The organism is Flaviramulus aquimarinus, assembly GCF_039543205.1.
Lineage (GTDB): Bacteria > Bacteroidota > Bacteroidia > Flavobacteriales > Flavobacteriaceae > Flaviramulus_B > Flaviramulus_B aquimarinus.
This window is the reverse complement of sequence record NZ_BAABJH010000007.1, coordinates 62,618-88,121: the sequence shown is the minus strand read 5'-3', so window position 1 is coordinate 88,121 and position 25,504 is coordinate 62,618. Positions and strand designations below refer to the sequence as shown.

Here is a 25,504-nt window from a genome sequence, read left to right as displayed (position 1 = left end):
TATTTACGCAATTTTAGACATAGAGACTACTGGAGGCAAGTATAATGAAGAAGGCATTACAGAAATTGCAATTTATAAATATGATGGTCATGAGGTTGTCGATCAATTTATAAGTCTGATAAATCCAGAGCGAGAAATCCAGCCCTTTGTAGTCAATCTAACAGGTATAAACAGCAATATGCTGCGCAACGCTCCTAAATTTTATGAGGTAGCAAAACGTATTGTTGAAATTACAGAAGATTGTATTTTAGTAGCACATAACGCTCAATTTGATTACCGTATTTTGTGTACGGAATTTAGGCGCCTAGGATTTGAGTTTGAACGTAAATCGCTTTGCACTGTCGAACTTTCAAAAGATTTAATACCAGATCAACTCTCATATAGTTTGGGCAAATTGGTACGTGCCCTTGGAATTCCTGTAACCGATAGGCATCGTGCTTCAGGTGATGCTTTGGCAACAGTAAAGTTGTTTAAAATGTTGTTAGATAAAGACACTTCAAAAAGTATTATCCAACAATCCATAAGGTTAAATCCAAAACATCAATTAGAACCAAGACATATTGACATTATTGCTGAATTACCCTCCATAACTGGCGTGTATTATATTCATAAAGCCGATGGCGAGATTATCTATATAGGCAAGAGCAATAATATAAAAAAACGTATCAATCAGCATTTTACTGGAACCAATCAAAAGTCAAAAAAAATTCAAGCACAAGTAACTTCTGTAACATACCAAGCTACTGGAAGTGAACTTGTAGCACTTTTAAAAGAAAGCGAAGAAATAAAGCGTATTAAACCGATATTCAATAGAGCTTTGCGTCGTTCCATATTTACACATGCCCTATACTCTTTTACAGACGAAGGAGGTTATCTAAATTTAAAGATTGATATAACAGACGGACGCAAAAAACCAATTACGACCTTCAGTAATCGCCAAAGTGGCAAAAGCTTTATAACCAAAGCGGTTGAAGATTATGGTTTATGTCAAAAACTAACAGGGCTTTATAAAACCAAAACAAGTTGTTTTAATTATGATATAAAAACCTGCGAAGGAGCTTGTATACAAAAAGAGCCTTCAGAATTGTACAACAAACGCGTAGAAGCTTTAATAACAAAAAACAGCTATTCAAATAAAAACATGGTTATTATTGATAGAGGTCGCGATGTCGATGAACGCAGCGCTATATTAATAGAAAATGGTGTTTTTAAAGGCTTAGGCTTCTTCAACTTAAATTATCAAATAAACACTATTGAAGTTTTAGAATCTATAATTACACCTATGCAAAATAATAGGGATACCCAACATATTATCCAAAGTTATATCCGTAGAAATAACCGATTAAAAATAGTTGAATTAGACTAAAAATGAAGCAAATTATCCTTATCCTTTTTTTAATAATATCCTTAACCAGCTTTTCACAAGAAAATTATAATTCTGAAACATATAATGTGACACTAGGAGATATTGAAACCAATACTTTTAAAAAAGACTCTACGGCAAATGCTTTGGTTATTTATGAACAAGGAAACAGCTATGTAGACAAACAGAAATACGACCTAAGAACCGAAATAAAGCATAAAATAAAAATACTCAATAAAGAAGGTTTTGATAATGCCAATGTAACCATATACCTATACAAATCAAAAGACAGAAAACAAAAAGTAGAAGATATTATTGCTACAACCTACAACAAAGTAAACGGAAAGGTTACTAAAAGTAATTTAACAGTAAAAAATATTTTTAGAGAAGAATACAACGAGAATTATACACTTGTAAAATTTACATTGCCAAACATAAAAGAAGGCTCAGTTATTACCTATAGCTATAAACTTATCTCTCCATTTATGTTTAAATACAAAGGATGGGATTTCCAAGATGAAATACCAAAGCTATACAGTGAATACAAAACTAGTATACCTGCAAACTGGCTATACCATATTAAGCTTGTTGGCGGAAAAAAGCTTACAATAAATGATTATGAAATAAAAAAGGGGTGCTTGCAAATGTTCAATGGAGCATCAGCCGATTGTGGCAACAGTATCTTTGCCATGAAAGATATCCCTGCTTTTATTGAAGAGGATTACATGACTACCAAAAGTAACTATTTAGCTCGAATAGAATATGAGTTAGAAACCTTTAGAGACATGGACGGAACCATAAAACACTATACAAAAACATGGAAAGATGTTGATAAAGAGTTTAGAACTGATAAGGAAATTGGAAAGCAGCTTAAAAAATCAATAGAAATAGAAACACTTCTAAGTTCAGATATTATTAATGAAACAGATCTTTTTAAAAAAGCACAAGCTATTTATAAGTATGTCCAAAACACTTATACTTGGAATGATCGTTATCGAATTTTTAAAGATGTTTCTATAAAAAATCTTTTAAAAAACAAATCTGGAAATGTTTCTTCTATCAATATTTTATTACACAACCTTTTAAAAGAAAGCAATATTAATGCTAAACCTATTTTAGTATCAACACGCAACAATGGCTTTCCGACTAAAATATTCCCTGTTATTTCAGATTTCAATTATTTAATCGTGCAAGCTACAATAAATGAAAAATCATATTTATTGGATGCTACTGATAGCTATCTAAACTTTGGCGATATTCCTTTTAGATGTCTTAATCAATATGGAAGGTTGTTAGATTTTAAAAACGGAAGTGAATGGATAAATTTAAAACCAAGTAAACCCTCAAATATTTATTATAAAGCCGACTTGCAAATAGATGAAAACAATATAATTTCAGGGGTTGTAAATTCAAGAAGAACTGGTTATCATGCTATAAACAGAAAAAAGAAGTATCACAAAAATGAGAATGAATTTTTGGAAAAGTTAGAAAACAGATATCCATATTTAGAAATTTCAGGTTTTGAAGTTGCCAGTAATGCTATAAACAGTTTGGATTTTAGAGAATCATATAATATCGAATACAATTATGATAGCGCTGGAAATAACATGTATTTAAACCCGTTTTTTGTAACGTTCTTCAAAGAAAATCCTTTTAAACTTCAAGAAAGAACCTATCCTATAGACTTTGGTTATAAAGACACCTATTTCTATTCTTTTAAACTAACCCTTAACGACAACTATACTATAATTGAAACGCCTCAAGATTTAAACGTAAGTCTTCCAAACGAATCAGGTCGATTATTATTTTCATCTAAAAAAATTGGAAACACGCTTAATATCATGCTAAAAATCAACTTTAAAAAAGCTATATATGATGCAGAGTACTACCCGTACTTAAAAGAGTTTATGAATAAAATTGTTAACATTCAAACCAATTCAGTTATACTTCTCAGGAAAAACAATTAATCTTTTCTTACTTTTGAATAAATGAACAGCCCATCAAAAAAAAACTGGAAATCAAAACTTCATGATATTATTTATGAAGCAGACACCCCAGCAGGAAAATTTTTTGATGTTGTTTTATTTATAGTCATTATTGCTAGCATACTACTCGTTATGCTGGAAAGTGTTAATAGCATAGACAAAAATTACCATAATTTTTTAAATATATCGGAATGGGTAATTACCATCCTTTTTAGTATAGAGTATATAGCCAGGATTATTACCGTAAAAAAACCCATAAGGTATATTACAAGCTTTTATGGTATTATAGATTTGCTGTCAACCATTCCAAAATATATCTCGTTAATATTTGGTGGCGTACATGCACTTGCAGCTTTACGTGCCCTACGTTTGTTACGCATTTTCAGGATACTAAAACTGGCGCGGTATCTTGGTGCGTCAAATAACTTAGTAACGGCATTAAAAGCAAGTCGCGCAAAAATTTCTGTATTTCTATTTGCAGTTATAATCATAGCCATTATCCTAGGCACCATTATGTATTTAGTTGAAGGCGAAGAAAATGGATTCTCCAACATCCCAAAAAGTGTATATTGGTGTATTGTAACACTAACTACAGTTGGTTTTGGAGATATTGCACCACAAACGCCCTTAGGGCAATTTATTGCTTCTCTAATTATGATTTTAGGTTATGGGATTATAGCTGTGCCAACTGGTATTGTATCTGCAGAATACACGGCTCAAAACAAGAAAAACAACAATTCTCAACCTAATGACAGTATATCACTAAACTCGCAATCTTGTGAAAATTGTCTAGCCGAAAACCATAAAGATAAAGCCGATTACTGCTATAACTGTGGCGAAAAACTTTATAGTTAATTTTAATATTTCACTCACAATAGGTTTTTAGTCTTTAAATTCGTCATATTTTTTTAAAATTCGGGTTAAAATTTTCAAAAAGCTAAAATTAAATACATCCTTTTAACTAAATTTGAATTCAATAAATAAATCAACTCATTAATTCAAAAACTAAATACCTCATTTCTATAATAGGGCCTACTGCCATTGGGAAAACCACTTTCAGTATTAAACTAGCTCAGCATTTTAATACTGAGATTCTATCAGCAGATTCTCGTCAATTTTTTAAAGAGATGCAAATAGGAACTGCCGCACCTAGTGCAGAAGAATTACGAGCAGCTAAACATCATTTTATTCATCATAAGTCCATAAAAGACCATTACAATGTTGGTGCTTTTGAAAAAGACGCTATAAAATGCTTAAATACACTTTTTAAAGTCCATGATGTTGTTATCATGGTTGGTGGTTCAGGTTTATATGTTGATGCTGTTACCAAAGGCCTTGACCATTTCCCTAAAGTAGACAAAAGTATAAGAGCATCTTTAAACAAAGATTTAGAGACTAAAGGCTTGAAATATTTGCAAAACCTATTAAAAGAGCGAGATTTGGTTTCTTACAACACCATTGCCATAGATAATCCACATCGTGTTATTCGAGCTTTAGAAATCTGCATTGGTACTGGTAAACCTTACGCTTCATTTTTAAATAAAGACAAAGAAAACCGCCCTTTTAAAACCATAACCGTTGGACTAACTGCCGAAAGGGCATTAATATACGAGCGCATCAACCAGCGTGTTGATATTATGGTACAAGAAGGTTTATTAGACGAAGTTATAACATTACTTCCTAATAAGGATTTAAACGCATTAAATACTGTTGGCTATAAAGAATTGTTCCATTATTTAAACAGTGAATGGGAATTAGATTTTGCCATTTCAGAAATTAAAAAGAATACCCGCCGTTTTGCAAAACGTCAACTAACCTGGTTTAAAAAGAATAAAGACACGCTTTGGTTTGATTATTCAACACCATCTGAAAAAATTATTAGTCAGCTTCTGCCTCACTTAAATGTTTAAAAATGAAAATAAACGAAGATGCTCTCGATAATCCTGTTTGGTTTTCCCTAACAGACATTCATTCTGACCAATGTATAGATTATGGCAATGTAAAATTTTATCAAACAGATTATGCTCCTTTTGGAGCTTTTATTAACAATCAAGACACCGCCTTTGCTATTGAAAAGTATGCACAATTAATCAAAGCCTTTTTTATTGTTGGCAACAAACCTAAAGTCCCTGCTTCTTTTAAACCACCAATAAAACATGTGGGTTTACAAATGATTATTTATGATAAAATAAAGCACCCAATTACAGAAACTATTATAGAACTTAATGAAGCGAATTATCAAGATTTAACAACTTTAGTTAAACTCGTATACCCAGAGTTCTTTAAAGAAAAAACAAATGCTTTAGGGCGTTATTATGGCATTTACAAAAATCAAAAACTAGTTGCAGTAACAGGTGAGCGTATGCAAACCAATAATTTTATTGAAATAAGTGCTGTTGTAACCCATCCCAATTTTTTAGGTAATGGTTATGCTAGACAATTAATAACACATACAGCAAACCGTATATTTGATGATGGCAAAATCCCTTTTTTACACGTAGACGAAAACAATTTGGGCCCCATAGCTTTGTACAAAAAACTAGGGTTTACAATTAGAAGAGAAATGCAATATTGGAAGGTCAGTAGCTAAAACTACTTTATACTTTATTTAAAGAGAACCGAAGGAAACAACTATTTTTATTGCATCACTACATTGCTGTACTTAGCATTTACAACAATACTTTTACCACTAGCTAAATTTCCTGTTGAAAAATTAGTAGGGTTTTCTTTTGACCCTTTTTTAGGATGGGACAAACGTGAGCGTATACCTTTATACTGCATATTACAATCTACTTTAGGTAATGAAATAACAGCATTACTATTCTGAAGAATAATATTCAGATTGTTAAAGGAATCTGCTATTTTATAAATTTCTATATCCCCAATATTACCATCAACCACAGCGCTACCTGTTAAGTTTTGTATGTCGACCTCAGAAGATATCGCATTTAAAACCAAATGAGATACATTTTCTAATTCAGCATTTCTAACATAATTTAAATTTAGTTCGCCCAAATTCCAGTGTGTCACGAAAACTGGCGAATATGAAGCATTAATGGAAGTTGAACTTCCATTAATGCTATATGCTGTGAATTTTGTATGTGATAGATCTGCTTTTAAATTATCAATATTTGCAGCAAACTCAATCTCGCCATATCTAACATTAACCTTTAATTTTGCCTTTTTAGGCATTTTAATTTTAATAGTTTTTTTAACATTAGAATTGGTTTTACCATGCACTAATTCTTCAATTTTCTTTTGACGTTCTTCAACGAGTTTAGAACGTTCTTTTATATGCTCTTTATGTTTTATAACATGCGCTTTACGAGCGTTTTCATGTTCTGCTTTAGCTGCCATACGTTCAGCCTGTGCTTCAATACGGGCAACTTGACCTTCCATTTTTTTAGCAAAATGCTCGCCCCATTCGGCCATGCGCTCTCCAAATTCTTCGCCCCACTCTTCATCAAATTTCTCTCCCCAAGCTTCCATTTTTTTTACATAGTCCTCTTCATTCCATTTATCTTCAAACTTTTCAGCCCAGGCTTCCATTTTCTTAGCATAGTCTTCACCATATAGCGACTCAAACTTTTCGGTATATTTCTCTAAGTACTTTTCACCATCTTTTTTATAAGCGTCATAGTCAAATTCAATATTGTTAACACCTTCTGGTAGCTCAGGTAATTCAGGCATCTCTGGCATTTCGGGCATTTCAACATGAAAATCAAAGTCCATCTCTGGCATATCTGGCATATCTGCTAATTCAAACTTCAACTCTTTTATTACGGCATGAACGGCATCATCATCACCATGACCAGGTATATTATAAGTCCATATATTTGAATGCTTTCCTGTTGTTCTAATTGAAACGTTATCACTAGAAGCATCAATATCTACACCCCAAGATTTTAAAGTGTTTTCAAGTTCGACTTTACTTAATTGCTCGCCTTCTATATACGCTTCTATTTCAACAGTATCTTTATTCCAAGTATCAAATACAATATTGCAATGACTGGTATTTAAATCTATAGTCACATCCTTATCCACCTTAATGGATTGCAATACTTTAGTCAATTTTTGTTGTGCTATTAAGCTTCCTGATATAAGAAAGCATAAAGCCAATAATTTCATTTTTATAGTTGTCGTGTTCATTTTTTGATTTTTTAGATTGATTGTGTTACTCCATCTGCATTAACATCAGAAGTATTTAATTGTTTTAATTGTGCTCTTAAACGATATAACAGATTTAAACGAAATTTCAAATTATCAATAAGAGCATTAACCGTTAATTCAGACGGTCCAGATTCTGTTAATTCAACCGATAAGCGTTTGTACTCCTTATCAAGCGCATCTAATTGTGCTAAATAACCATCAAACAAATCTTTGGTTTCTGGCGTATATTTCATTTTAGATAATTCTAAATTGATACTTGCCAAATAATAATCTTCTACCTTTTTTAATCCGGGAGAAACATCGCCCAAAGTTTTTGTTTCAACAGTATCATTCGTTGCAACCGTTACTGGTAAGTCTGTTACTTGTGGTTGAAAATATTTAAAAGCCCCAAGACTCAAACCTAGAAGCAACACAACACTGGCGGCAATTTGCATCCAACTAAAAGTTATGCGTTTTGCTACTGGCAATGCTTCATCCAGCTTATCAAGAAAACGTTCTTGATGATTTTTAGGCATCTTCTCATTCGCTATTTGGTCATTCTTAAATAACTCTCTAATATCTCGTGCCATCTTTTCTAAGTGTTAACAGTTCTTTTAATTTTCCTTTACCTCTTGATAATTGTGTACGTGACGCTACCTCTGAAATATTTAAAATTTCCGAAATTTCTTGATGATCATATCCTTCTATTAAATACAACATCACCACGTATTGGTACTTATCTGGTAATTTATTGATCGCGTCTTTTACTTCATTCAATGTAATAGCGTCTTCTACTAACCATTTGTCGTTTTTATCAGTATCAACTACTTTCAGGTGCACCTCATCTAATTCAACAAGTTGATGTTTTTTAGATTTTAAAAAGTCAATACTTTTATTAACAACAATACGTTTTAACCAAGCCCCAAAAGTAACCTCCGCTTTGTATTGATGTAGCTTCGTAAAAGCCTTGACAAAAGCTTCTTGCACTACATCTTCAGCATCTGCAGCATCTTTTAAAAATCGTTTCGCAACAATATACATACCATCGCAGTACTGGTTGTATAACTGCAATTGCGCTTTCCGATTGTTCTGTTTACATTGTTCAATAATGTCAACTTTAAACATGCCGATTCTACTTTTGGTTTAAGTTAGTTCGTTTAAAAGACTGTAAAAAAAATAGAGTGTTGCAAATAAAATACATTTTTTTAAAATAATTACTTTTTGGGCACGACCCAAGGGTCAGACTACATGTCACAAGTCCTTGTTCCTTAGGGTTTTACAACACTGCCTCTAACGCAGGTCTGTCCGAAAATGATAGGTTTTATTTATAGTAACAGCCTCTGTTTAAATCAATCATCCATCATCTGTCATTTTCTCACAACGCAACAAAGCTAAATAAATCTACGTTTGCACTTTAGTAATTATACCTTTTAAATTATCTTTATGCCTTATTAAATTGCTCTGTATGAATACCTTTTTAAAACGCATCTTAATTTTTTTATCCATTATAGCTCTAGGGCTATTTTTATATTCCGTTTTTATAGAAAATATTTTTGCAAAACGATTAAGTCCAAAAGACACAGTCGAATTTAAACTCAACGATTTAAAGCTTGAAGTCTTTTATAATAGACCATTCAAAAAAGATAGAGAAATTTTCGGAGCCCTAGTCCCTTTTAACCAAGTATGGCGTACTGGCGCTAATGAAGCTACTACTTTTGAAACCAACAAAACCCTTGAGGTAAAAGGTATGCCATTAGTTGCTGGAAAATACACATTATGGACGGTGCCAAAAGATTCTGTTTGGACGGTTATATTTAACTCAAAACAATATTCATGGGGTGTAAATGCCGAAATGAAACCCATGTGGGACCCCAACTATGATGTTATAAATATTGAAGTCCCTGTACAAAAATTAGATGGTCCCGTAGAGCAGTTTACTATTGCTTTTGATAACTCTACAGACAATCTGTTTTTAACTATGGCTTGGGATGCTATAAAAGTTGCCGTGCCATTAAAATAAGTTCTTTTCAGGAAAAGAAATAAAAAAAACAATAGTTTAAATAACCCTTGAAGATAATCTCTACAAACATAGCAAAGCCAACAACCATAACTTGGAACGATCAGGAAATTACTACAGGTATTTACAAAAAACCGACCTCTAGCCCTATTTATTTAGGAACTGAATCTGTAAAAGGTGATGAAGTTTCAAATCGAAGTATACATGGTGGTAAATTTAAGGCCTGCTATTTATTTTCAGAAGTACATTATCAATATTGGAAATACCTTTACCCAAATTTAGACTGGAATTGGGGCATGTTTGGAGAAAACCTAACCGTATCTGATTTAGATGAAACCCAAATTTATATTGGTGATATCTATAGAATTGGCGAGACCTTAGTACAAGTTACTCAACCTCGAGAACCTTGCGTTAAATTTGGTGTTAAATTTGGCTCACAACGTGTTTTAAAAGAATTCATTGATCATGGTTTTTCAGGCACTTATGTCCGTGTTTTAGAAGAAGGGTTCGTAAAAACCGGAGATACTATAAAACTTATTGAACATAAGGAAAACAGTCTAACTACAGCTCAGTTTTTTAATTTACTTTTTGCTAAAAATAAAAATCGTGAACTTATAGAAAAAGCTATAATGAATGATGCTTTACCTCAAAGAAAGCGGGATAAATTGAAACAGTATATAAAGCAAGTTTGATTTGGTTTGTTATATCTTTGTTGCAAATTATTCTAAATGTCATTCAAAGACCTAAAATTAAACCGACCTTTATTAAGAGCCATTGCTGAATCTGGATACAACAACCCTACATTGGTTCAAGAAAAAACCATCCCTTTAGTTTTAGACAAAAAGGACATTATCGTTTCGGCACAAACCGGTACCGGAAAAACTGCAGCTTTTGCGCTTCCTATTTTACAATTATTATTTGACCGACAGGACGCTCCTAAAAAAGGAAAGACAATTAAAGCTCTAATTGTTAGCCCAACTAGAGAATTAGCCATTCAAATTGAAGCAAATTTTAAAACATATAGTAGCTATACAAACCTTAGAACAACTGTTGTTTATGGAGGCACTTCTATTGAACCTCAAAAAGAGATTTTAACTAAGGGTATTGATATTTTAATAGCTACTCCTGGACGCTTATTGGATTTACACAAACAGGATATCGTCAATCTTGATTATGTTGAAACATTAGTTTTAGATGAAGCTGATTTAATGTTAGACATGGGGTTTATTGATGATGTCAAAAAAATTGAACGCTTGTGCACCAAAGAGAAACAAATACTTTTGTTTTCGGCAACCATTCCATATAAAGTAGAACAATTGGCTAATTCCATTTTAAATGCTCCTGAACGTGTTGAAGTGGCTCAGAATTCTTCTACCTCAAAACAAGTTGTTCAATTATTATATTATGTTCCTAAACGCAATAAAATAGAACTGTGTTTACATTTATTACGGAACACTATTAAAGGAAATATCCTCATTTTTAGGAGGACCAAATTTGGTGTGGATAAACTTGAAAAAACACTCTTGAAAAATGGTTATAAAGTCGATAGTATCCATGGTGACAAAAGTCAGACAGGAAGACAAGATGCTTTAAACAAATTTAGAAAAGGCGAGATCAATATTTTAATTGCTACAGATGTGGCTGCTCGAGGCATTGATATTAATGATTTGGATGTGGTAGTTAATTTTGATTTACCTAACGTACCCGAAACTTATGTCCATAGAATAGGTAGAACAGCTAGAGCTGGCAAAAAGGGTATAGCTTATTCTTTTTGTTCTGCAGATGAGAAAAGTTATGTGCAAACCATCCAACAACTTATTCAGTTACAATTGGATATTATTGAAGATCACCCTTATCCGCTAGATCCAAAAGCAAAACCTATTGTTCATAAATCAAAAAAAACTGGAAGTAAGCATAGAAAAGGGCGTAAAAGTGAAGCTTCAAAAAAGAAAAAGAAACGCTGGTACTAAATGAAAACAGAAATACAAACCATCATATCGCAGTTAAGCCTTCAACCGCATCCTGAAGGTGGTTATTTTAAGGAAACCTACAGAAGCGCTGGTGTTATTGATGAAAAGCACCTAGGCTCGAACTTTTCAGGAAATAGAAACTATACAACTGCTATTTATTTTCTTTTAACTTCTGATACTTTTTCTGCTTTTCATAGAATTAATCAAGATGAAATCTGGCATTTCCATAAAGGATCTGCTATAAAACTTCATATTATTTCTGATGAAGGCGTTTACTCAACCATCATTATTGGTAATGATTTGGAAAAAGGCGAATTACCGCAGTATGTGGTACCTAAAAAATATTGGTTTGCAGCTGAAGTTATAAACGCTGATGATTATAGTTTGGTGGGATGTACTGTATCTCCTGGGTTTGATTTTAAAGATTTCGAACTTCCTGAAAGAGCTTCATTAATAACTAAGTTCCCGCAACATAAAACTATCATAACAAAACTTACTAGGGTTTAACTCATCATTTTTATCGAAGTCTTTGATCAAAATGGTGTTTTAAAAATGAAATTTGAACACTCAGCATTATCCCTAAAAGCAGCACAGCATACATTAATGTTTTTGACATTTTAAAGCCTGTAAAAGTCGCTATTAAGCTATGGCTTGAAAGCACATTAAAACCCATTTCATTTAACCAAATCGAGCCTTCAGATGACGCTCCAGTCAATAAAACATATAGTATGACAGCTAAAAATCCTATAAAAACTAAAACCCAAGTTGTTTTAGAAATTAAAGGTTTATATACTGTTACATGGCTTGTATTGAGTTCTTCAATTTGTGACATTACTGCATCGGTAAAATTAAAAGACGGCGTTTCGATAGCGCTTTCATTAATCACTTTTTTTGTTAAATCGTCTAAATATTTATCTGCGTTCTCTTTCATAATATTCGATTAATTCCGGTTCTAATTTATCCTTTAAAATGGTTGCTAGTTTTTTTCTGCTTCTAAACAATTTCACCTTTACATTATTAGCTGTCAATCCAATGGTCTTTGATATCTCTTCTAATGATAAGTCTTCAAAATAATATAAGGTTAACAAAAAACTATCATCACCCGGTAATAAAGCTATACAATCTTGAATGGTTTGTTTACGTTCTTTATTTTCCAACCTATCTAAGGCATTATCAATAGCTTTTACTTGGTGCTCGGTAAACTCATCAATGGCTACATCATTAAGAAACTTTTTATTCTTCTTTATTCTATCTAAGCTTGTATTATACGCTATTCTATAAATCCACGTAGAAAATTTAGAATCACCCTTAAATTTGTTCAAAGATTTATAAACCTTTACAAAAGTATCTTGCGACACTTCTTCGGCTTCTTCTCTATTCTTAAGCATTCTAAACGTTAAAGTAAAAACTAAATCCTGATAACGTTCTACTAATACAGTAAATGCATTTGTATCGCCTTCAATAATTAAATTGATATAATGTTGGTCGTTGATGGTCATTTTAAATGTAAGACGACTATGCTTTATTTAAGGTTACACCATAATCCAAAAAAAAACCAAAAAAAAGTGTAACCAAATTTAAAAACGCATCGTCATAAGTTATGAACACATTAAAAATAATCAATTAAAAACAAACAATTATGGAAGCAATTTTAATCCCCATCACTTTTTTTATCGCTGTATTCGGAATGGTATATTTATACTTGTCAACAAGAAACAAAGAACGTTTAGCGCTTATAGAAAAAGGAGTAGATGCCAGTATTTTTATGAGAGGTAAAAGTCAAACAGCACCTATTTGGAAAGTACTTATTTTAAATTTAGCACTTTTATTAATGGGCATTGGTCTTGGTGTATTCATGGCCTCTTTATTAGACAGCTATACAAGTTTAGATGAAGATGCCGTCTATCCTGCTACAATTTTCTTTATGGCAGGTGTGGGTTTATTTATTGGGTTTAAAATGACTAAAGATTTAGATAAGGAATAACACCAATTAAATTCATCAATCAAAAAACACTAAAACCTGTTTTCTTTTAAGAAGGCAGGTTTTTTATTTTATTGGAAAATCAAAATAAGTATCAGGAAATGGTTCGCTTCTGAGTGTAAAATGCCACCATTCCTTAGGGTAGTTTCTAAAATTATGTTTGAGCATTATAGATTGCAATAATTGTCTATTTGCTTTTTGTTTATCAGTAATCCTATCAAAATCAACCCAAGACGCTTCTCCAAAAAAATCATATGGACTTCCCATATCTAAAGGTTCGCCTGTATTAGCATTTATTATCGTTAAATCCAAAGTGCTTCCTCGACTATGCCCTGATTTTGAAGCAATATAACCTGCTTTGAATAAATTTCGTTTTTTAACATTAGGATAAAATATATGTTTGTTAATCGTATCATTTAATTTTCTAGCCCATAATACAAAATGATTTACCGCTTGCTGTGGCCGGTAACCATCATAAACCATTAAACATAAATTTTGCTTTTGTAAGGCTTCATGAACCAATTTTAAAGCTTTGGTAGTTGCTTCTGTCAATATTAATTTATTGGACTCATAACCTTTAACAGGTGAGCCTACAAAATTATTTGAAGTATAATAACGCAATTCTACTTTCAAATCTGGAATAGCATGCTCAACATAAACAAAACCTTCAGGCAATTGAGCAAATGCGCTTGCATAGGTTACGTAGATTAAAAAAAACAAACTATACTTCATTTTCATTTCGAATTATGCTAATTTAGAAAATAAAAGAACATGCTTTTTGAAAATCCCATAAATTTAAATCTGAAAGATGCTGATGTTGTTTATTACCCAAATTTCTTTAGTCGAGATATAGCGGATTCTTTTTTTGCAAGTTTGTTAAATCAAATAAACTGGAAACAAGATAAAATAACTGTTTACGGAAAAACACATTTACAACCTCGTTTAACAGCTTTCTATGCCAACAATAGCAGTGCTTATAAATATAGTACCATTATTATGCACCCAAATGCTTTTAGTGGTGATTTACTTAAAACCAAAAACGCTATAGAAACAAGATTAAATATCAATTTCACCAGTTGCTTAGCAAATTTATATCGTGATGGACTAGATAGTAATGGTTGGCATGCCGATGATGAAAAAGAATTAGGTAAAAACCCAATAATAGCATCCGTTTCTTTTGGTGCCGAACGTCTATTTCATTTTAAGCATAAGTTAGACAAAACCCAAAAAACAAAACTTATTTTACAGCATGGAAGCCTTTTATTAATGCAAGGAGGCACACAAACATACTGGCAACATCAAATACCTAAAACACGAAAAACTATTGGGAAGCGAATCAATCTAACATTTAGAATTATTGCATAAAAAAGCCGAGTTCCCTCAAACTCGGCTTTTCTTCAATTTGCTTTTTATATTATGATGCTAGATTTGGGGTTTCCGCTTTTAACAACATAATGCAAATATTAATTAATTAATCCATTGAACTAAAAAGTGTGTTATTTAGTACACTCCAAATATATAATTATAAATTTTACGTCAACGATTAAATACATTTAAAATCGATGAAATACATTAAATTTTAACATTTTTAATCGATTTTATTTATTTTATCGATGAAATACACTTTTTTTAGTTTAAAAGGTTTTAATAAAAATCTATAAACACAAAAAAAGCACCCTAAAAAAGGGTGCTTTTTTACTAACTAACCAACCAAAAATATGAATTACAATTCATAAGTTTAAAGTAACCACTCAATAAACTTTTTACTTGAATGTAATTGTAATTTATAAAGCAATCCTTATGCCAAACTAAATTCAGCTATTTTTTTGTGATTTATTTAACATAAAAGTGCAAAAAACTAATTGAATAAAAATAATTAAGACCTATTAGTATTTAATATTTAATTATAGGATATTTGTTTCTCAAAAAACAGACCACTTCATGAAAAAAATCTCATTCATACTTATTGCTTTTTTAATATTGGCATGCGGAGAGAAAAAACACGACTTAATTGTAAAAACTAATATAAAAGGATTAAAAAAAGGAACTGTTTATCTTAAAAAAGTAAAAGATACTACACTAATAACTATTGATTCATTAGTTATAAATGGAAATTCAATGTTTGAACTGTATAGTCCTATAGATTCTCCAGAAATGTTTTATTTATATTTAGATAAGCATAGTAGTGAAAAAGATAGGATTGCTTTTTTTGCAGATAGAGGTGTTACAGAAATCAATACAACACTTAAAAACTTTGTTTTTGATGCAAAAATTGAAGGTTCGGAACAACAAAAAATATTAGAAGCATATCAAGCTGTTATTTCTAAATTGAATAATAGAAACCTAGATTTAATTAAAGAACTGTTTGACGCTCAAAAAGAAGGTGATACAGCTAAACTTAATACTATTCAAAAAGAAGCTGATGGTGCTTTAAAACGAAAATACTTATACACTGTGAATTTTGCATTAAATAATAAAGACAGTGAAGTTGCGCCTTATCTAGCACTTACCGAAATATACAATGCCCAGATAAAACTATTAGACACCATAAATAATTCACTAACCCCAAAAGTTAAAGCATCCAAATACGGAAAAGAATTAGAGTCTTTTATTGAAAAAATAAAGAAAGTCGAGGAAACCAATTAATAAACTCATTTAAAATTTTTAAGTCTTCTAAACAAAATATTGGCATAAAAAAACCTCATACTAATTGAGGTTTTTGAGCCGATGGAGGGACTCGAACCCACGACCTGCTGATTACAAATCAGCTGCTCTAGCCAGCTGAGCTACATCGGCTTTTAACGGGCGCAAATATAAAAGCAAAAATGATATTTACAACACCCCATTAAAAATTTTATTATAGTTTATTAATCTTCTCGATTAAAGCTCTGCCTTTAGTTTCCAACTCATTATTAATAGCTTTAAAATGAGCCTTAGCACTATCAACATGCTTAGCGTTTACTTTTGCTATTAATTCATCAAAAGTCTCAATTGCTTCGTCAATAATTGCTTCGCTCTTTTTAGTGTCTTTGTCTGTATTTGTATATTCCCAAACGTAAACTGCCTCTATAATATCGCCTAAAACATAATTAATGTCTTTTTTTAGGTCTCTAACATTTGCCATCTTGTGTGTTTTAAATTTTAACAAAAATAAGTATTTAATTCAAATAAAGATTCATTTTTTGATTATACATAAACTTCTAATAATGTAGCCTTTTTAGAAGTGATTTGATAATCTTTAATTGCTGCAGGCAACAATACAGTTTCACCTTTTTTTACATATTCAGTAACACCGTTTGCAGAAACTTCTGCTTCACCTTCAACACACATATAAATGAAAAAGGAATCCTGTTTATTCTCTTTTTTAAGTGTTTTAGTTACCTCTAAGTAGCTTGTTGTAAAATATGGACAACTCACCATTTGGTTTGACTTGTTTTCTTCTTTTGAGTAATTGACTCTAAAATTATCTGGCATGTTAAAATCGAAAGCATCAATAGCCAAATCGTTATGCAATTCTCTTTCATTGCCTTTATCATCTACTCTATCCCAATCATAAACACGATAGGTAATATCACTAGTTTGCTGTATTTCGGCAACCATAACGCCAGCTCCAATAGCATGAATACGACCAACTTCAATAAAATAAGTGTCGCCAACTTTTACTTTATCAAAATTTACGATGTCTGTAAGTGTTTTAGCTTTTAAATGACTTAAATATTTTTCTGGAGTCATATCCTGATTAAATCCAACAATTAAATTGGCATCATCATCAGCTTGCAAAGTATACCACATTTCAGTTTTTCCAAAAGAATTATGGCGCTTGGCCGCTAGCTCATCATTGGGATGCAACTGAATTGACAAATCTTTCTCAGCATCAATAAATTTAATTAAAAGCGGAAATTTATTTCCAAAGGTTTTATAATTTTTACTTCCTATTAGATCGGCTTTTAAAGTTTCTAATAAACCTTTTAAAGATTGTCCTTTTAAATGACCATTTGAAACGATGGAAGTATCGCCTTCAACATCGCTAATTTCCCAACTTTCGCCTATATTAGGTAAATCCGATTTTTTATTAAGAAGTGTTTTTAGTTTTTGTCCACCCCAAATTTTATCTTTTAAGATAGGCGTGAATTTAATTGGGTATAAAGTGTTATTCATTTTATTTTCCAGAATACGTTACAAAGTTACGAGGGGTTTCAAAAAGTGTAATTTCAAGTTCTAATTCGGCATCTAATTTAGGCCTTATTTTATTAAAAATTACAACAGCTATATTTTCAGCTGTAGGGTTTAAATCTTTAAATTCTGGAACTTCAACATTTAAATTTTTATGATCAAAAGCATCTTCAACTTCGCTCTTAATAATATCTTTTAAAATCTTCATATCAATAACATAACCTGTTTCTTCATCAATAATCCCAGTAACACTTACAATAAGTTCATAATTATGACCATGAAAATTAGGGTTATTACATTTTCCAAAGATGCCATCATTTTTTTCGAAGCTCCAATCTTTTCTATACAGCCTATGGGCTGCATTAAAATGGGCTTTTCTACTAACCGTTACTTTCATTTAAGATACTATATTTATGTGTTCGTAGAATTTATCAAAAATCACTTTAAACCATTCTGTATAAAGTTCAGGCTGTAAGGATATATCAACTTTTACATCTTCTAAAGGCATCCATTTCCAACTAGCAACTTCATCAGTATTAATAATGGGTTCATCATTGTATTTCCCAAGTAGTACATGATCATATTCATGCTCGGTTAAACCATTATCAAACGGTGCTTTATATATAAAAGAAATAGATTCTTGCAAATTTACAACAAATCCCATTTCTTCTTGTAAACGTCTCATACCTGCTTCAATGTTAGTTTCCCCATCTCTCTGATGACTACAACACGTATTGGTCCAAAGCCCTGGTGAGTGATATTTATCTAAGGCGCGTTGTTGCAACATCAACTCATTATCATTATTAAAAATAAAAACAGAAAATGCACGGTGTAATAAGGCCTTTTCATGGGCTTCTAATTTAGCCATCAAACCAATCTGTTCATCATTTTCGTTAACAAGAATTACTTTTTCTTCTTTCATAGTTAAACAAAAATACCAAGTAAATTTTTAAAAAACATGTTTCTAATTAGAAATTTAAAAAGTGGCTTAAACTTCTATTCTTATTGGCGTTATAAATATTATCTTTGCAACCCATTTGCAAAGACAAATATGAGTTTTTTAAAAGAAATAGAACGCAGACGAACTTTTGGTATTATATCACATCCAGATGCTGGTAAAACCACGTTAACAGAAAAATTACTTCTTTTCGGTGGTGCCATTCAAGAAGCAGGTGCTGTAAAAAGTAATAAAATTAAGAAAGGGGCTACTAGTGACTTTATGGAAATTGAGCGTCAACGTGGTATTTCGGTTGCAACGTCCGTTTTGGCTTTTGAATATAATGGTATAAAAATCAATATTCTTGACACGCCTGGTCATAAAGACTTTGCTGAAGACACCTTTAGGACATTAACTGCTGTTGATAGTGTTATTGTAGTCATTGATGTGGCAAAAGGTGTTGAGGAACAAACTGAAAAACTAGTAGAAGTTTGTCGTATGCGAAACATTCCTATGATTGTATTCATTAACAAAATGGATAGAGAAGGAAAGGATGCCTTTGATTTATTGGATGAAGTTGAGCAAAAATTAGGTTTAAAAGTGGTGCCTTTAAGTTTCCCGATTGGTATGGGTTATGATTTTAAAGGTATTTATAATATTTGGGAGAAAAACATCAATCTTTTTAGTGGTGATAGTAGAAAAGATATTGAAGAAACTGTAGAAATATCGGATTTATCATCTCCAGAATTAGATAGTTTAGTTGGCGATACAGCTGCTAATACCCTTAGAGAGGAAATTGAATTAGTGGAAGGTATTTATCCTGAATTTGATAAAGAAAAATACCTTAACGGCGAACAGCAACCTGTTTTCTTTGGTTCTGCTTTAAATAATTTTGGGGTTAGGGAATTATTGGACTGTTTTGTTGATATTGCTCCAAAACCAAGACCAAAACAAAGTGAAGAGCGATTAGTAAAACCCGATGAATCTAATTTTAGCGGGTTTGTATTTAAAATACATGCTAATATGGATCCAAATCACAGAAATAGATTGGCTTTTGTTAAAATTGTTTCTGGAGAATTTAAACGTAACTCCCCTTATTTGCATGTTAGGAATAAGAAAAAAGTGAAGTTTTCTAGTCCAAATGCTTTTTTTGCTGAAAAAAAGGAAATTGTTGATATATCATTCCCAGGTGATATTGTTGGTTTACAAGATACTGGAACTTTTAAAATTGGAGACACCTTAACGGAAGGAGAAATATTAAACTATAAAGGTGTTCCTAGCTTTTCTCCTGAACATTTTAGATATATTAATAATGCAGATCCTTTAAAATCTAAACAATTGTTTAAAGGAATCGATCAACTTATGGATGAAGGTGTGGCACAATTATTTACTTTAGAACTTAATGGTAGAAAAGTAATTGGTACTGTTGGCGCCTTACAATATGAGGTTATTCAATACAGGTTGGAACATGAGTATGGTGCTAAATGTACTTATGAAAACTTGAATGTATATAAAGCATGTTGGGTAGATCCAAAAAATTCTAAAACTGATGAATACAAAGAATTTGTTAGAGTTAAACAACGTTTTTTAGCTAAAGACAAGCAAAATCAGCTTGTATTTTTAGCAGATTCGGCATTCTCATTACAGATGACTCAGCAAAAGTACCCAAACATTAAACTTCATTTTACTTCTGAGTTTGATTAAAACCAGGTGTATTTCGTCTATTAATGACTTGAAAAATGCTTTTTAACGATTATTCTAAATACTAAACTTTTCTGTTTTTAAATTTAACTAAGAATCATAACCCCAAAATGATTAAATTATGAAAATTAACGCTAAAAAATTCAGTAACGCTGATATTACAGTAACCTACGATCCTTGTGTATGTATTCAATCTGAAACTTGTGCAAAGGAACTTTCCAATGTTTTTAGAACTTCCGTTATTCCTTGGGTAGATATAGATGGTGCTTCAACCAAAAAAATAATAGAGCAGGTAAAACGATGCCCTTCTGGTGCATTACAGTTTAACGTAAAAAAAGATGTTGCTTAATAAGCTTAACTTCTATAATATAAAAAAGCCTTTGAAAATAATTTTTAAAGGCTTTTTTATATTATGCTTGACCTGTAGGTCCAAAATTTAATGGAATAGGCGGTTGCTCGTAATCTTTAATTTCACCATGAGCATTTTCAAACCTATTAACATTATCTGTTAAAGCTTTTAATAAACGTTTGGCGTGCTGCGGCGTTAAAATTATTCTAGATTTCACCTTACTTTTTGGGACTCCGGGCATAATGTTTACAAAATCAACTACAAATTCTGAAACTGAATGATTTATAATAGCTAAGTTAGAATATGTTCCTTCTGCAACTTTCTCATCTAATTCAATGTTTATTTGTCCTTGTTTTTTATTATCTTTTTTGTCTGCCATTGAAAATTTTATTTTTTAACTTACACGAAGGTGGAAGTCTTATTAATAATCGACTTTAAAATAAAAAGCCCTACTATATGCTTAGCAGGACTTTTCGTTATCTTTAAACAGATCCCAACCTGCGTTGGGATAAATTCGACTTACAAGTTTTACTCCCCCTTAGGTTCGTAAAACTTGTGTCTTATTTAATTATAATTCAATTCTTGTTTTACTTGCATCATTTCATCAAACTCTTCTTTAGAGCCAACAATAATGTCTGTATAATTTCGCATACCTGTTCCTGCTGGAATTCTGTGTCCAACAATTACATTCTCTTTCAAGCCTTCTAAAGAGTCTACTTTACCAGCTACTGCTGCTTCATTAAGAACTTTAGTTGTTTCTTGGAACGATGCCGCAGAAATAAATGACTTAGTTTGAAGTGATGCTCTTGTAATACCTTGTAATATTGGTGTAGCTGTTGCCGGTTGAGCATCTCTAGCTACTACAAGTTTTTTATCTTCACGACGTAAAATAGAATTTTCATCTCTTAAATCGCGAGGCGAAATAATTTGTCCTGCATTAAGATTCGTAGAATCTCCAGCATCTTCAATGACTTTCATTCCAAAAATATCATCATTTTCTTTAATAAAGTCAGCTTTATGAGCCAATTGATCTTCTAAGAAAATAGTATCACCAGAATCAATAATTCTAACTTTACGCATCATTTGTCTTACAACAACCTCAAAGTGTTTATCATTAATCTTCACACCTTGTAAACGATATACTTCTTGCACCTCATTAACTAAGTATTGTTGAACTGCTGAAGGTCCTTTTATATTTAAGATATCATTTGGCGTAATAGAACCATCTGATAAAGGCATACCTGCTTTTACATAATCATTTTCTTGTACAAGAATTTGATTAGATAATTTCACTAAGTATTTCTTAATATCACCTAATTTAGATTCTACTATAATCTCGCGGTTACCTCTTTTTATTTTTCCAAAAGAAACCACGCCATCAATAGCACTTACAACTGCAGGGTTAGAAGGGTTACGCGCTTCAAACAACTCGGTTACACGAGGAAGACCTCCTGTAATATCACCTGCTTTTGCAGATTTACGAGGAATCTTAACTAAGATCTTACCAACACTAATTTTCTCACCGTCATCAATCATTAAATGAGCTCCTACTGGCAAGTTATAAGAACGAATTGTTTCACCCTTAGCATCTTCAATATGAAGTGTTGGAATAAGCTTTTTGTTTCTAGATTCAGAAATTACTTTCTCTTGGAAACCTGTTTGCTCATCAATTTCTACTTGGTAAGTAACCCCTTGTTCGATGTTTTCATATTTTACTTTACCCGCAAATTCTGAAATAATAACACCATTATATGGATCCCAAGTACAAACCACATCACCTTTACTTAATTGGTCACCATTCTTTACATTAATGGTCGATCCATAAGGTATATTATTGGTACTTAAAACAATACCCGTTTTCTTATCTATAAGTTTAAGTTCAGATGTTCTAGAAATAACGATATCAATATTATTACCGTCATTATCTTGACCCTTAACTGTTTTTAAATCTTCAATTTCTGCAATACCATCAAATTTAACAGCTAATTTATTATCTTCAGATATGTTACCAGCAATACCTCCTACGTGGAACGTACGTAATGTTAACTGTGTACCTGGTTCACCAATAGATTGTGCAGCAACTACACCTACAGCTTCACCACGTTGTACCATCTTACCTGTTGCTAAGTTACGTCCGTAACATTTAGAACAAATACCTTTTAAGGCCTCACATGTTAATGCTGAACGCACTTCTAGGCTTTCGATAGGTGAATCTCCAATAGCTTTTGCTATACCATCTTCAATTAACTGACCTGCTGATACTAGTAACTCATCTGTTAGTGGGTTATGTACATCGTTTAGTGATACACGACCAACAATTCTTTCTTCTAAAGTTTCAACAACTTCATCATTTTTCTTTAATGGCTCAACTTCAACCCCTCTTAATGTACCACAATCTTCTGTATTGATAATAACATCTTGAGACACATCTACTAAACGACGTGTTAAGTAACCTGCATCGGCTGTTTTAAGGGCCGTATCTGCAAGACCTTTACGTGCACCGTGTGTAGAAATAAAGTATTCTAAAATTGAAAGCCCTTCTTTAAAGTTAGAAAGAATTGGGTTTTCAATAATCTCTCCTCCACCTGCATTCGATTTTTTTGGTTTTGCCATTAATCCACGCATACCTGTAAGCTGACGAATCTGTTCTTTAGATCCACGAGCTCCAGAATCAAGCATCATAAACACCGAGTTGAACCCTTGTTGGTCTTCTCTAATACGTTTCATTGACAATTCAGTCAATTCAGCATTTGTAGAAGTCCAGATATCAATTACTTGGTTGTAACGCTCATTATTGGTAATAAGTCCCATATTATAGTTACCAGTAATACCATCAACTAAACCATTAGCTTTATCAATCATACCTTGCTTTTCTGGTGGTATGATAATATCTCCTAAACTAAATGATAACCCGCCTTGGAATGCAAACTTGAACCCTAAAGTTCTAATACTATCAAGGAAATTAGCCGTTTCAGGTACAGATGTCACTTTCAAAATATCTCCAATAATATCTCTTAAAGATTTTTTGGTTAATACTTGATTAATGAACCCTGCTGCTTGAGGAACATGTTGATTAAACAACACACGACCAACAGTAGTTTCAACAATCATTCTGTCAAGCTTACCATCTTCATTTAAATCGATTGTTCTTACTTTTATACCTGCATTTAAATCTACACGTTGCTCATTAAAAGCAATTTCTACTTCTTCTGGAGAATAAAATGTTAAACCTTCTCCTTTAATTGGCACTTCTGGAGTAGACTTACGTAGCTTGGTCATATAATATAAACCAAGTACCATATCTTGCGAAGGTACCGTAACTGGAGATCCGTTTGCTGGGTTTAAGATATTATGAGACGCCAACATTAATAATTGACATTCTAAAATAGCTTCTGGTCCTAAAGGCAAATGTACTGCCATTTGGTCACCATCAAAATCCGCATTAAATGCTGTACACACTAATGGGTGTAATTGAATTGCTTTCCCCTCAATTAATTTTGGTTGGAATGCTTGAATACCAAGTCTGTGTAACGTAGGAGCACGATTTAAAAGCACTGGATGTCCTTTTAAAACATTCTCTAATATATCCCAAACAACTGGTTCTCTTTTATCTATAATCTTTTTTGCAGATTTTACTGTTTTAACAATACCTCTTTCTATTAATTTTCTAATAACGAAAGGTTTATATAACTCAGCTGCCATATTTTTTGGCAATCCACATTCAAATAATTTCAATTCTGGCCCAACAACAATTACAGATCGTGCAGAATAGTCAACACGCTTACCAAGTAAGTTTTGACGAAAACGCCCTTGCTTACCTTTAAGTGAATCGGATAACGATTTTAACGGTCTGTTAGAATCTGTTTTTACTGCAGATGATTTACGTGTGTTATCAAATAATGAATCTACTGATTCTTGTAACATACGTTTTTCGTTACGTAAAATTACTTCTGGTGCTTTTATCTCAACCAACCTTTTAAGACGGTTGTTACGGATAATTACACGACGGTATAAATCATTTAAATCAGACGTTGCAAAACGACCACCATCTAACGGTACTAAAGGACGTAATTCTGGTGGAATAATTGGCACAACTTTCATAATCATCCATTCTGGACGATTCTCTCTGTTATTGTTAGATTCACGTAAGGCTTCAACAACTTGTAAGCGCTTTAAAGCTTCAGTTTTACGTTGTTTAGACGTTTCTGTATTTGCTTTATGACGTAATTCATAAGACAATGCTTGTAAATCAATTCTTGCTAATAAATCAATTAAACACTCAGCACCCATTTTAGCTAAAAACTTATTTGGATCTTCATCGTCTAAATACTGATTATCTTGAGGAAGTGTTTCAAGAATATTTAAATATTCTTCTTCCGTAAGGAAATCCATTTTTTGTAATGGTTCGCCTTCTTCATTTTTGGCATTGCCAGGCTGAATAACTACGTAACGCTCGTAGTAAATAATCATATCTAATTTCTTAGATGGTAAGCCTAATAAATAACCAATTTTGTTTGGTAACGAACGGAAATACCAAATATGAGCAACTGGAACAACAAGGTTAATGTGTCCTACTCTATCACGACGTACTTTCTTTTCGGTTACTTCTACTCCACAACGGTCGCAAACGATACCTTTGTAACGGATTCTTTTATATTTACCACATGCACACTCATAATCCTTTACAGGCCCAAAAATGCGCTCACAGAACAAGCCATCACGTTCTGGTTTGTGTGTTCGATAATTGATAGTTTCTGGCTTTAATACTTCACCTCTTGACTCTGCTAAAATAGATTCTGGAGATGCTAAACCAATGGAGATTTTATTAAACCTCTTTACTGTGTACTTATCTTGTTTTCTTGCCATAATATATGGTTGA

The 25,504-nt window shown here is 32.1% G+C and carries 26 protein-coding genes and 1 tRNA gene; 14 read left to right on the top strand and 13 right to left on the bottom strand.

Features of this window, described 5'->3' with window-relative positions:
- Window position 1: 1 nt before the first annotated feature.
- The 5 genes from ABD941_RS13695 (at window position 2) to ABD941_RS13675 (ending at window position 5,938) form a co-directional block, all read left to right on the top strand.
- Window positions 2-1,366: an exonuclease domain-containing protein gene (locus tag ABD941_RS13695; RefSeq protein ID WP_345274877.1), complete on the top strand. Its 1,365-nt coding sequence runs from the start codon at window positions 2-4 to the stop codon at window positions 1,364-1,366.
- Between the two features lie 2 nt (window positions 1,367-1,368).
- Window positions 1,369-3,330: a transglutaminase domain-containing protein gene (locus tag ABD941_RS13690; protein ID WP_345274703.1), complete on the top strand. Its 1,962-nt coding sequence runs from the start codon at window positions 1,369-1,371 to the stop codon at window positions 3,328-3,330.
- A gap of 21 nt (window positions 3,331-3,351) precedes the next feature.
- Window positions 3,352-4,203: an ion transporter gene (locus ABD941_RS13685; protein ID WP_345274702.1), complete on the top strand. Its 852-nt coding sequence runs from the start codon at window positions 3,352-3,354 to the stop codon at window positions 4,201-4,203.
- Between the two features lie 125 nt (window positions 4,204-4,328).
- Window positions 4,329-5,258, top strand: coding sequence for a tRNA (adenosine(37)-N6)-dimethylallyltransferase MiaA (gene miaA, locus ABD941_RS13680; protein WP_425557114.1), 930 nt, complete (start codon window positions 4,329-4,331; stop codon window positions 5,256-5,258).
- 2 nt (window positions 5,259-5,260) lie between these two features.
- Window positions 5,261-5,938 carry a GNAT family N-acetyltransferase gene (locus ABD941_RS13675; RefSeq protein ID WP_345274701.1) on the top strand — a complete coding sequence of 226 codons (678 nt, stop codon included), beginning with the start codon at window positions 5,261-5,263 and terminating at the stop codon, window positions 5,936-5,938.
- A 47-nt stretch (window positions 5,939-5,985) separates the two neighbouring features.
- Here the strand turns inward: ABD941_RS13675 and ABD941_RS13670 are convergent, their stop codons facing one another.
- Genes ABD941_RS13670 through ABD941_RS13660 form a run of 3 tightly spaced genes read right to left on the bottom strand, consistent with a single transcriptional unit; the run spans window position 5,986 to window position 8,622 of the window.
- On the bottom strand, window positions 5,986-7,497 hold the full coding sequence (locus ABD941_RS13670) for a hypothetical protein (RefSeq protein ID WP_345274700.1): 1,512 nt from the start codon (window positions 7,495-7,497) through the stop codon (window positions 5,986-5,988).
- Window positions 7,498-7,508: 11 nt separating this feature from the next.
- Window positions 7,509-8,087: a hypothetical protein gene (locus ABD941_RS13665; protein ID WP_345274699.1), complete on the bottom strand. Its 579-nt coding sequence runs from the start codon at window positions 8,085-8,087 to the stop codon at window positions 7,509-7,511.
- A complete protein-coding gene (locus ABD941_RS13660; RefSeq protein WP_345274698.1) occupies window positions 8,071-8,622 on the bottom strand; it encodes an RNA polymerase sigma factor in 552 nt (183 codons plus the stop codon). Before ABD941_RS13660 ends, ABD941_RS13665 begins: the two co-directional genes overlap by 17 nt.
- A gap of 340 nt (window positions 8,623-8,962) precedes the next feature.
- On the opposite strand from ABD941_RS13660, the gene ABD941_RS13655 reads away from it, so the two are divergent.
- Genes ABD941_RS13655 through ABD941_RS13640 form a run of 4 tightly spaced genes read left to right on the top strand, consistent with a single transcriptional unit; the run spans window position 8,963 to window position 11,991 of the window.
- Window positions 8,963-9,517, top strand: a complete 555-nt coding sequence (locus ABD941_RS13655; RefSeq protein ID WP_345274697.1) for a DUF2911 domain-containing protein — start codon at window positions 8,963-8,965, stop codon at window positions 9,515-9,517.
- A 47-nt stretch (window positions 9,518-9,564) separates the two neighbouring features.
- Window positions 9,565-10,206: an MOSC domain-containing protein gene (locus ABD941_RS13650; RefSeq protein WP_345274696.1), complete on the top strand. Its 642-nt coding sequence runs from the start codon at window positions 9,565-9,567 to the stop codon at window positions 10,204-10,206.
- A 36-nt stretch (window positions 10,207-10,242) separates the two neighbouring features.
- Window positions 10,243-11,484, top strand: coding sequence for a DEAD/DEAH box helicase (locus tag ABD941_RS13645; RefSeq protein WP_345274695.1), 1,242 nt, complete (start codon window positions 10,243-10,245; stop codon window positions 11,482-11,484).
- Window positions 11,485-11,991, top strand: a complete 507-nt coding sequence (locus ABD941_RS13640; RefSeq protein WP_345274694.1) for a cupin domain-containing protein — start codon at window positions 11,485-11,487, stop codon at window positions 11,989-11,991. It begins immediately after the preceding gene.
- Between the two features lie 10 nt (window positions 11,992-12,001).
- Here the strand turns inward: ABD941_RS13640 and ABD941_RS13635 are convergent, their stop codons facing one another.
- Complete coding sequence (locus ABD941_RS13635; protein ID WP_345274693.1) at window positions 12,002-12,415, bottom strand: hypothetical protein; 414 nt, start codon at window positions 12,413-12,415, stop codon at window positions 12,002-12,004.
- Window positions 12,396-12,983: an RNA polymerase sigma factor gene (locus ABD941_RS13630; protein WP_345274692.1), complete on the bottom strand. Its 588-nt coding sequence runs from the start codon at window positions 12,981-12,983 to the stop codon at window positions 12,396-12,398. Before ABD941_RS13630 ends, ABD941_RS13635 begins: the two co-directional genes overlap by 20 nt.
- 140 nt (window positions 12,984-13,123) lie before the next feature.
- Between ABD941_RS13630 and ABD941_RS13625 the strand changes: the two genes are divergently transcribed.
- Complete coding sequence (locus tag ABD941_RS13625) at window positions 13,124-13,468, top strand: DUF6249 domain-containing protein (protein ID WP_345274691.1); 345 nt, start codon at window positions 13,124-13,126, stop codon at window positions 13,466-13,468.
- A gap of 63 nt (window positions 13,469-13,531) precedes the next feature.
- Here the strand turns inward: ABD941_RS13625 and ABD941_RS13620 are convergent, their stop codons facing one another.
- Entirely contained in the window at window positions 13,532-14,197 is a 666-nt protein-coding gene (locus ABD941_RS13620; RefSeq protein WP_425557113.1) for a M15 family metallopeptidase, read from the bottom strand.
- 39 nt (window positions 14,198-14,236) lie between these two features.
- Between ABD941_RS13620 and ABD941_RS13615 the strand changes: the two genes are divergently transcribed.
- Together ABD941_RS13615 and ABD941_RS13610 are read left to right on the top strand one after the other, a co-directional pair.
- Window positions 14,237-14,830, top strand: coding sequence for an alpha-ketoglutarate-dependent dioxygenase AlkB family protein (locus ABD941_RS13615; RefSeq protein ID WP_345274689.1), 594 nt, complete (start codon window positions 14,237-14,239; stop codon window positions 14,828-14,830).
- 576 nt (window positions 14,831-15,406) lie between these two features.
- Window positions 15,407-16,111 (top strand): DUF4369 domain-containing protein, encoded by a 705-nt coding sequence (locus ABD941_RS13610; RefSeq protein ID WP_345274688.1) that lies wholly within the window; start codon window positions 15,407-15,409, stop codon window positions 16,109-16,111.
- Window positions 16,112-16,187: 76 nt separating this feature from the next.
- Here the strand turns inward: ABD941_RS13610 and ABD941_RS13605 are convergent.
- From ABD941_RS13605 to idi, 5 genes are all read right to left on the bottom strand, one after another.
- Window positions 16,188-16,261 (bottom strand) — tRNA-Thr (locus tag ABD941_RS13605).
- A gap of 61 nt (window positions 16,262-16,322) precedes the next feature.
- Window positions 16,323-16,589: a hypothetical protein gene (locus ABD941_RS13600; RefSeq protein ID WP_345274687.1), complete on the bottom strand. Its 267-nt coding sequence runs from the start codon at window positions 16,587-16,589 to the stop codon at window positions 16,323-16,325.
- 62 nt (window positions 16,590-16,651) lie between these two features.
- Window positions 16,652-17,623, bottom strand: a complete 972-nt coding sequence (locus ABD941_RS13595) for a type I phosphomannose isomerase catalytic subunit (protein WP_345274686.1) — start codon at window positions 17,621-17,623, stop codon at window positions 16,652-16,654.
- Window position 17,624: 1 nt separating this feature from the next.
- The gene (locus ABD941_RS13590) at window positions 17,625-18,035 is read right to left on the bottom strand and encodes a 6-pyruvoyl trahydropterin synthase family protein (protein WP_345274685.1); all 411 of its coding nucleotides are present in this window, start codon (window positions 18,033-18,035) and stop codon (window positions 17,625-17,627) included.
- Window positions 18,036-18,560 (bottom strand): isopentenyl-diphosphate Delta-isomerase, encoded by a 525-nt coding sequence (idi, locus tag ABD941_RS13585; protein WP_345274684.1) that lies wholly within the window; start codon window positions 18,558-18,560, stop codon window positions 18,036-18,038.
- Between the two features lie 129 nt (window positions 18,561-18,689).
- Here idi and ABD941_RS13580 point away from each other — a divergent pair, with 129 nt between their 5' ends.
- Both ABD941_RS13580 and ABD941_RS13575 read left to right on the top strand, forming a co-directional pair.
- Window positions 18,690-20,279 carry a peptide chain release factor 3 gene (locus ABD941_RS13580; RefSeq protein WP_345274683.1) on the top strand — a complete coding sequence of 530 codons (1,590 nt, stop codon included), beginning with the start codon at window positions 18,690-18,692 and terminating at the stop codon, window positions 20,277-20,279.
- Window positions 20,280-20,397: 118 nt separating this feature from the next.
- Complete coding sequence (locus ABD941_RS13575) at window positions 20,398-20,625, top strand: (4Fe-4S)-binding protein (protein WP_345274682.1); 228 nt, start codon at window positions 20,398-20,400, stop codon at window positions 20,623-20,625.
- A 61-nt stretch (window positions 20,626-20,686) separates the two neighbouring features.
- Here the strand turns inward: ABD941_RS13575 and ABD941_RS13570 are convergent, their stop codons facing one another.
- The gene (locus tag ABD941_RS13570) at window positions 20,687-21,004 is read right to left on the bottom strand and encodes a DUF3467 domain-containing protein (protein WP_345274681.1); all 318 of its coding nucleotides are present in this window, start codon (window positions 21,002-21,004) and stop codon (window positions 20,687-20,689) included.
- Between the two features lie 185 nt (window positions 21,005-21,189).
- A complete protein-coding gene (rpoC, locus tag ABD941_RS13565) occupies window positions 21,190-25,491 on the bottom strand; it encodes a DNA-directed RNA polymerase subunit beta' (protein WP_345274680.1) in 4,302 nt (1,433 codons plus the stop codon).
- Window positions 25,492-25,504 lie beyond the last annotated feature (13 nt).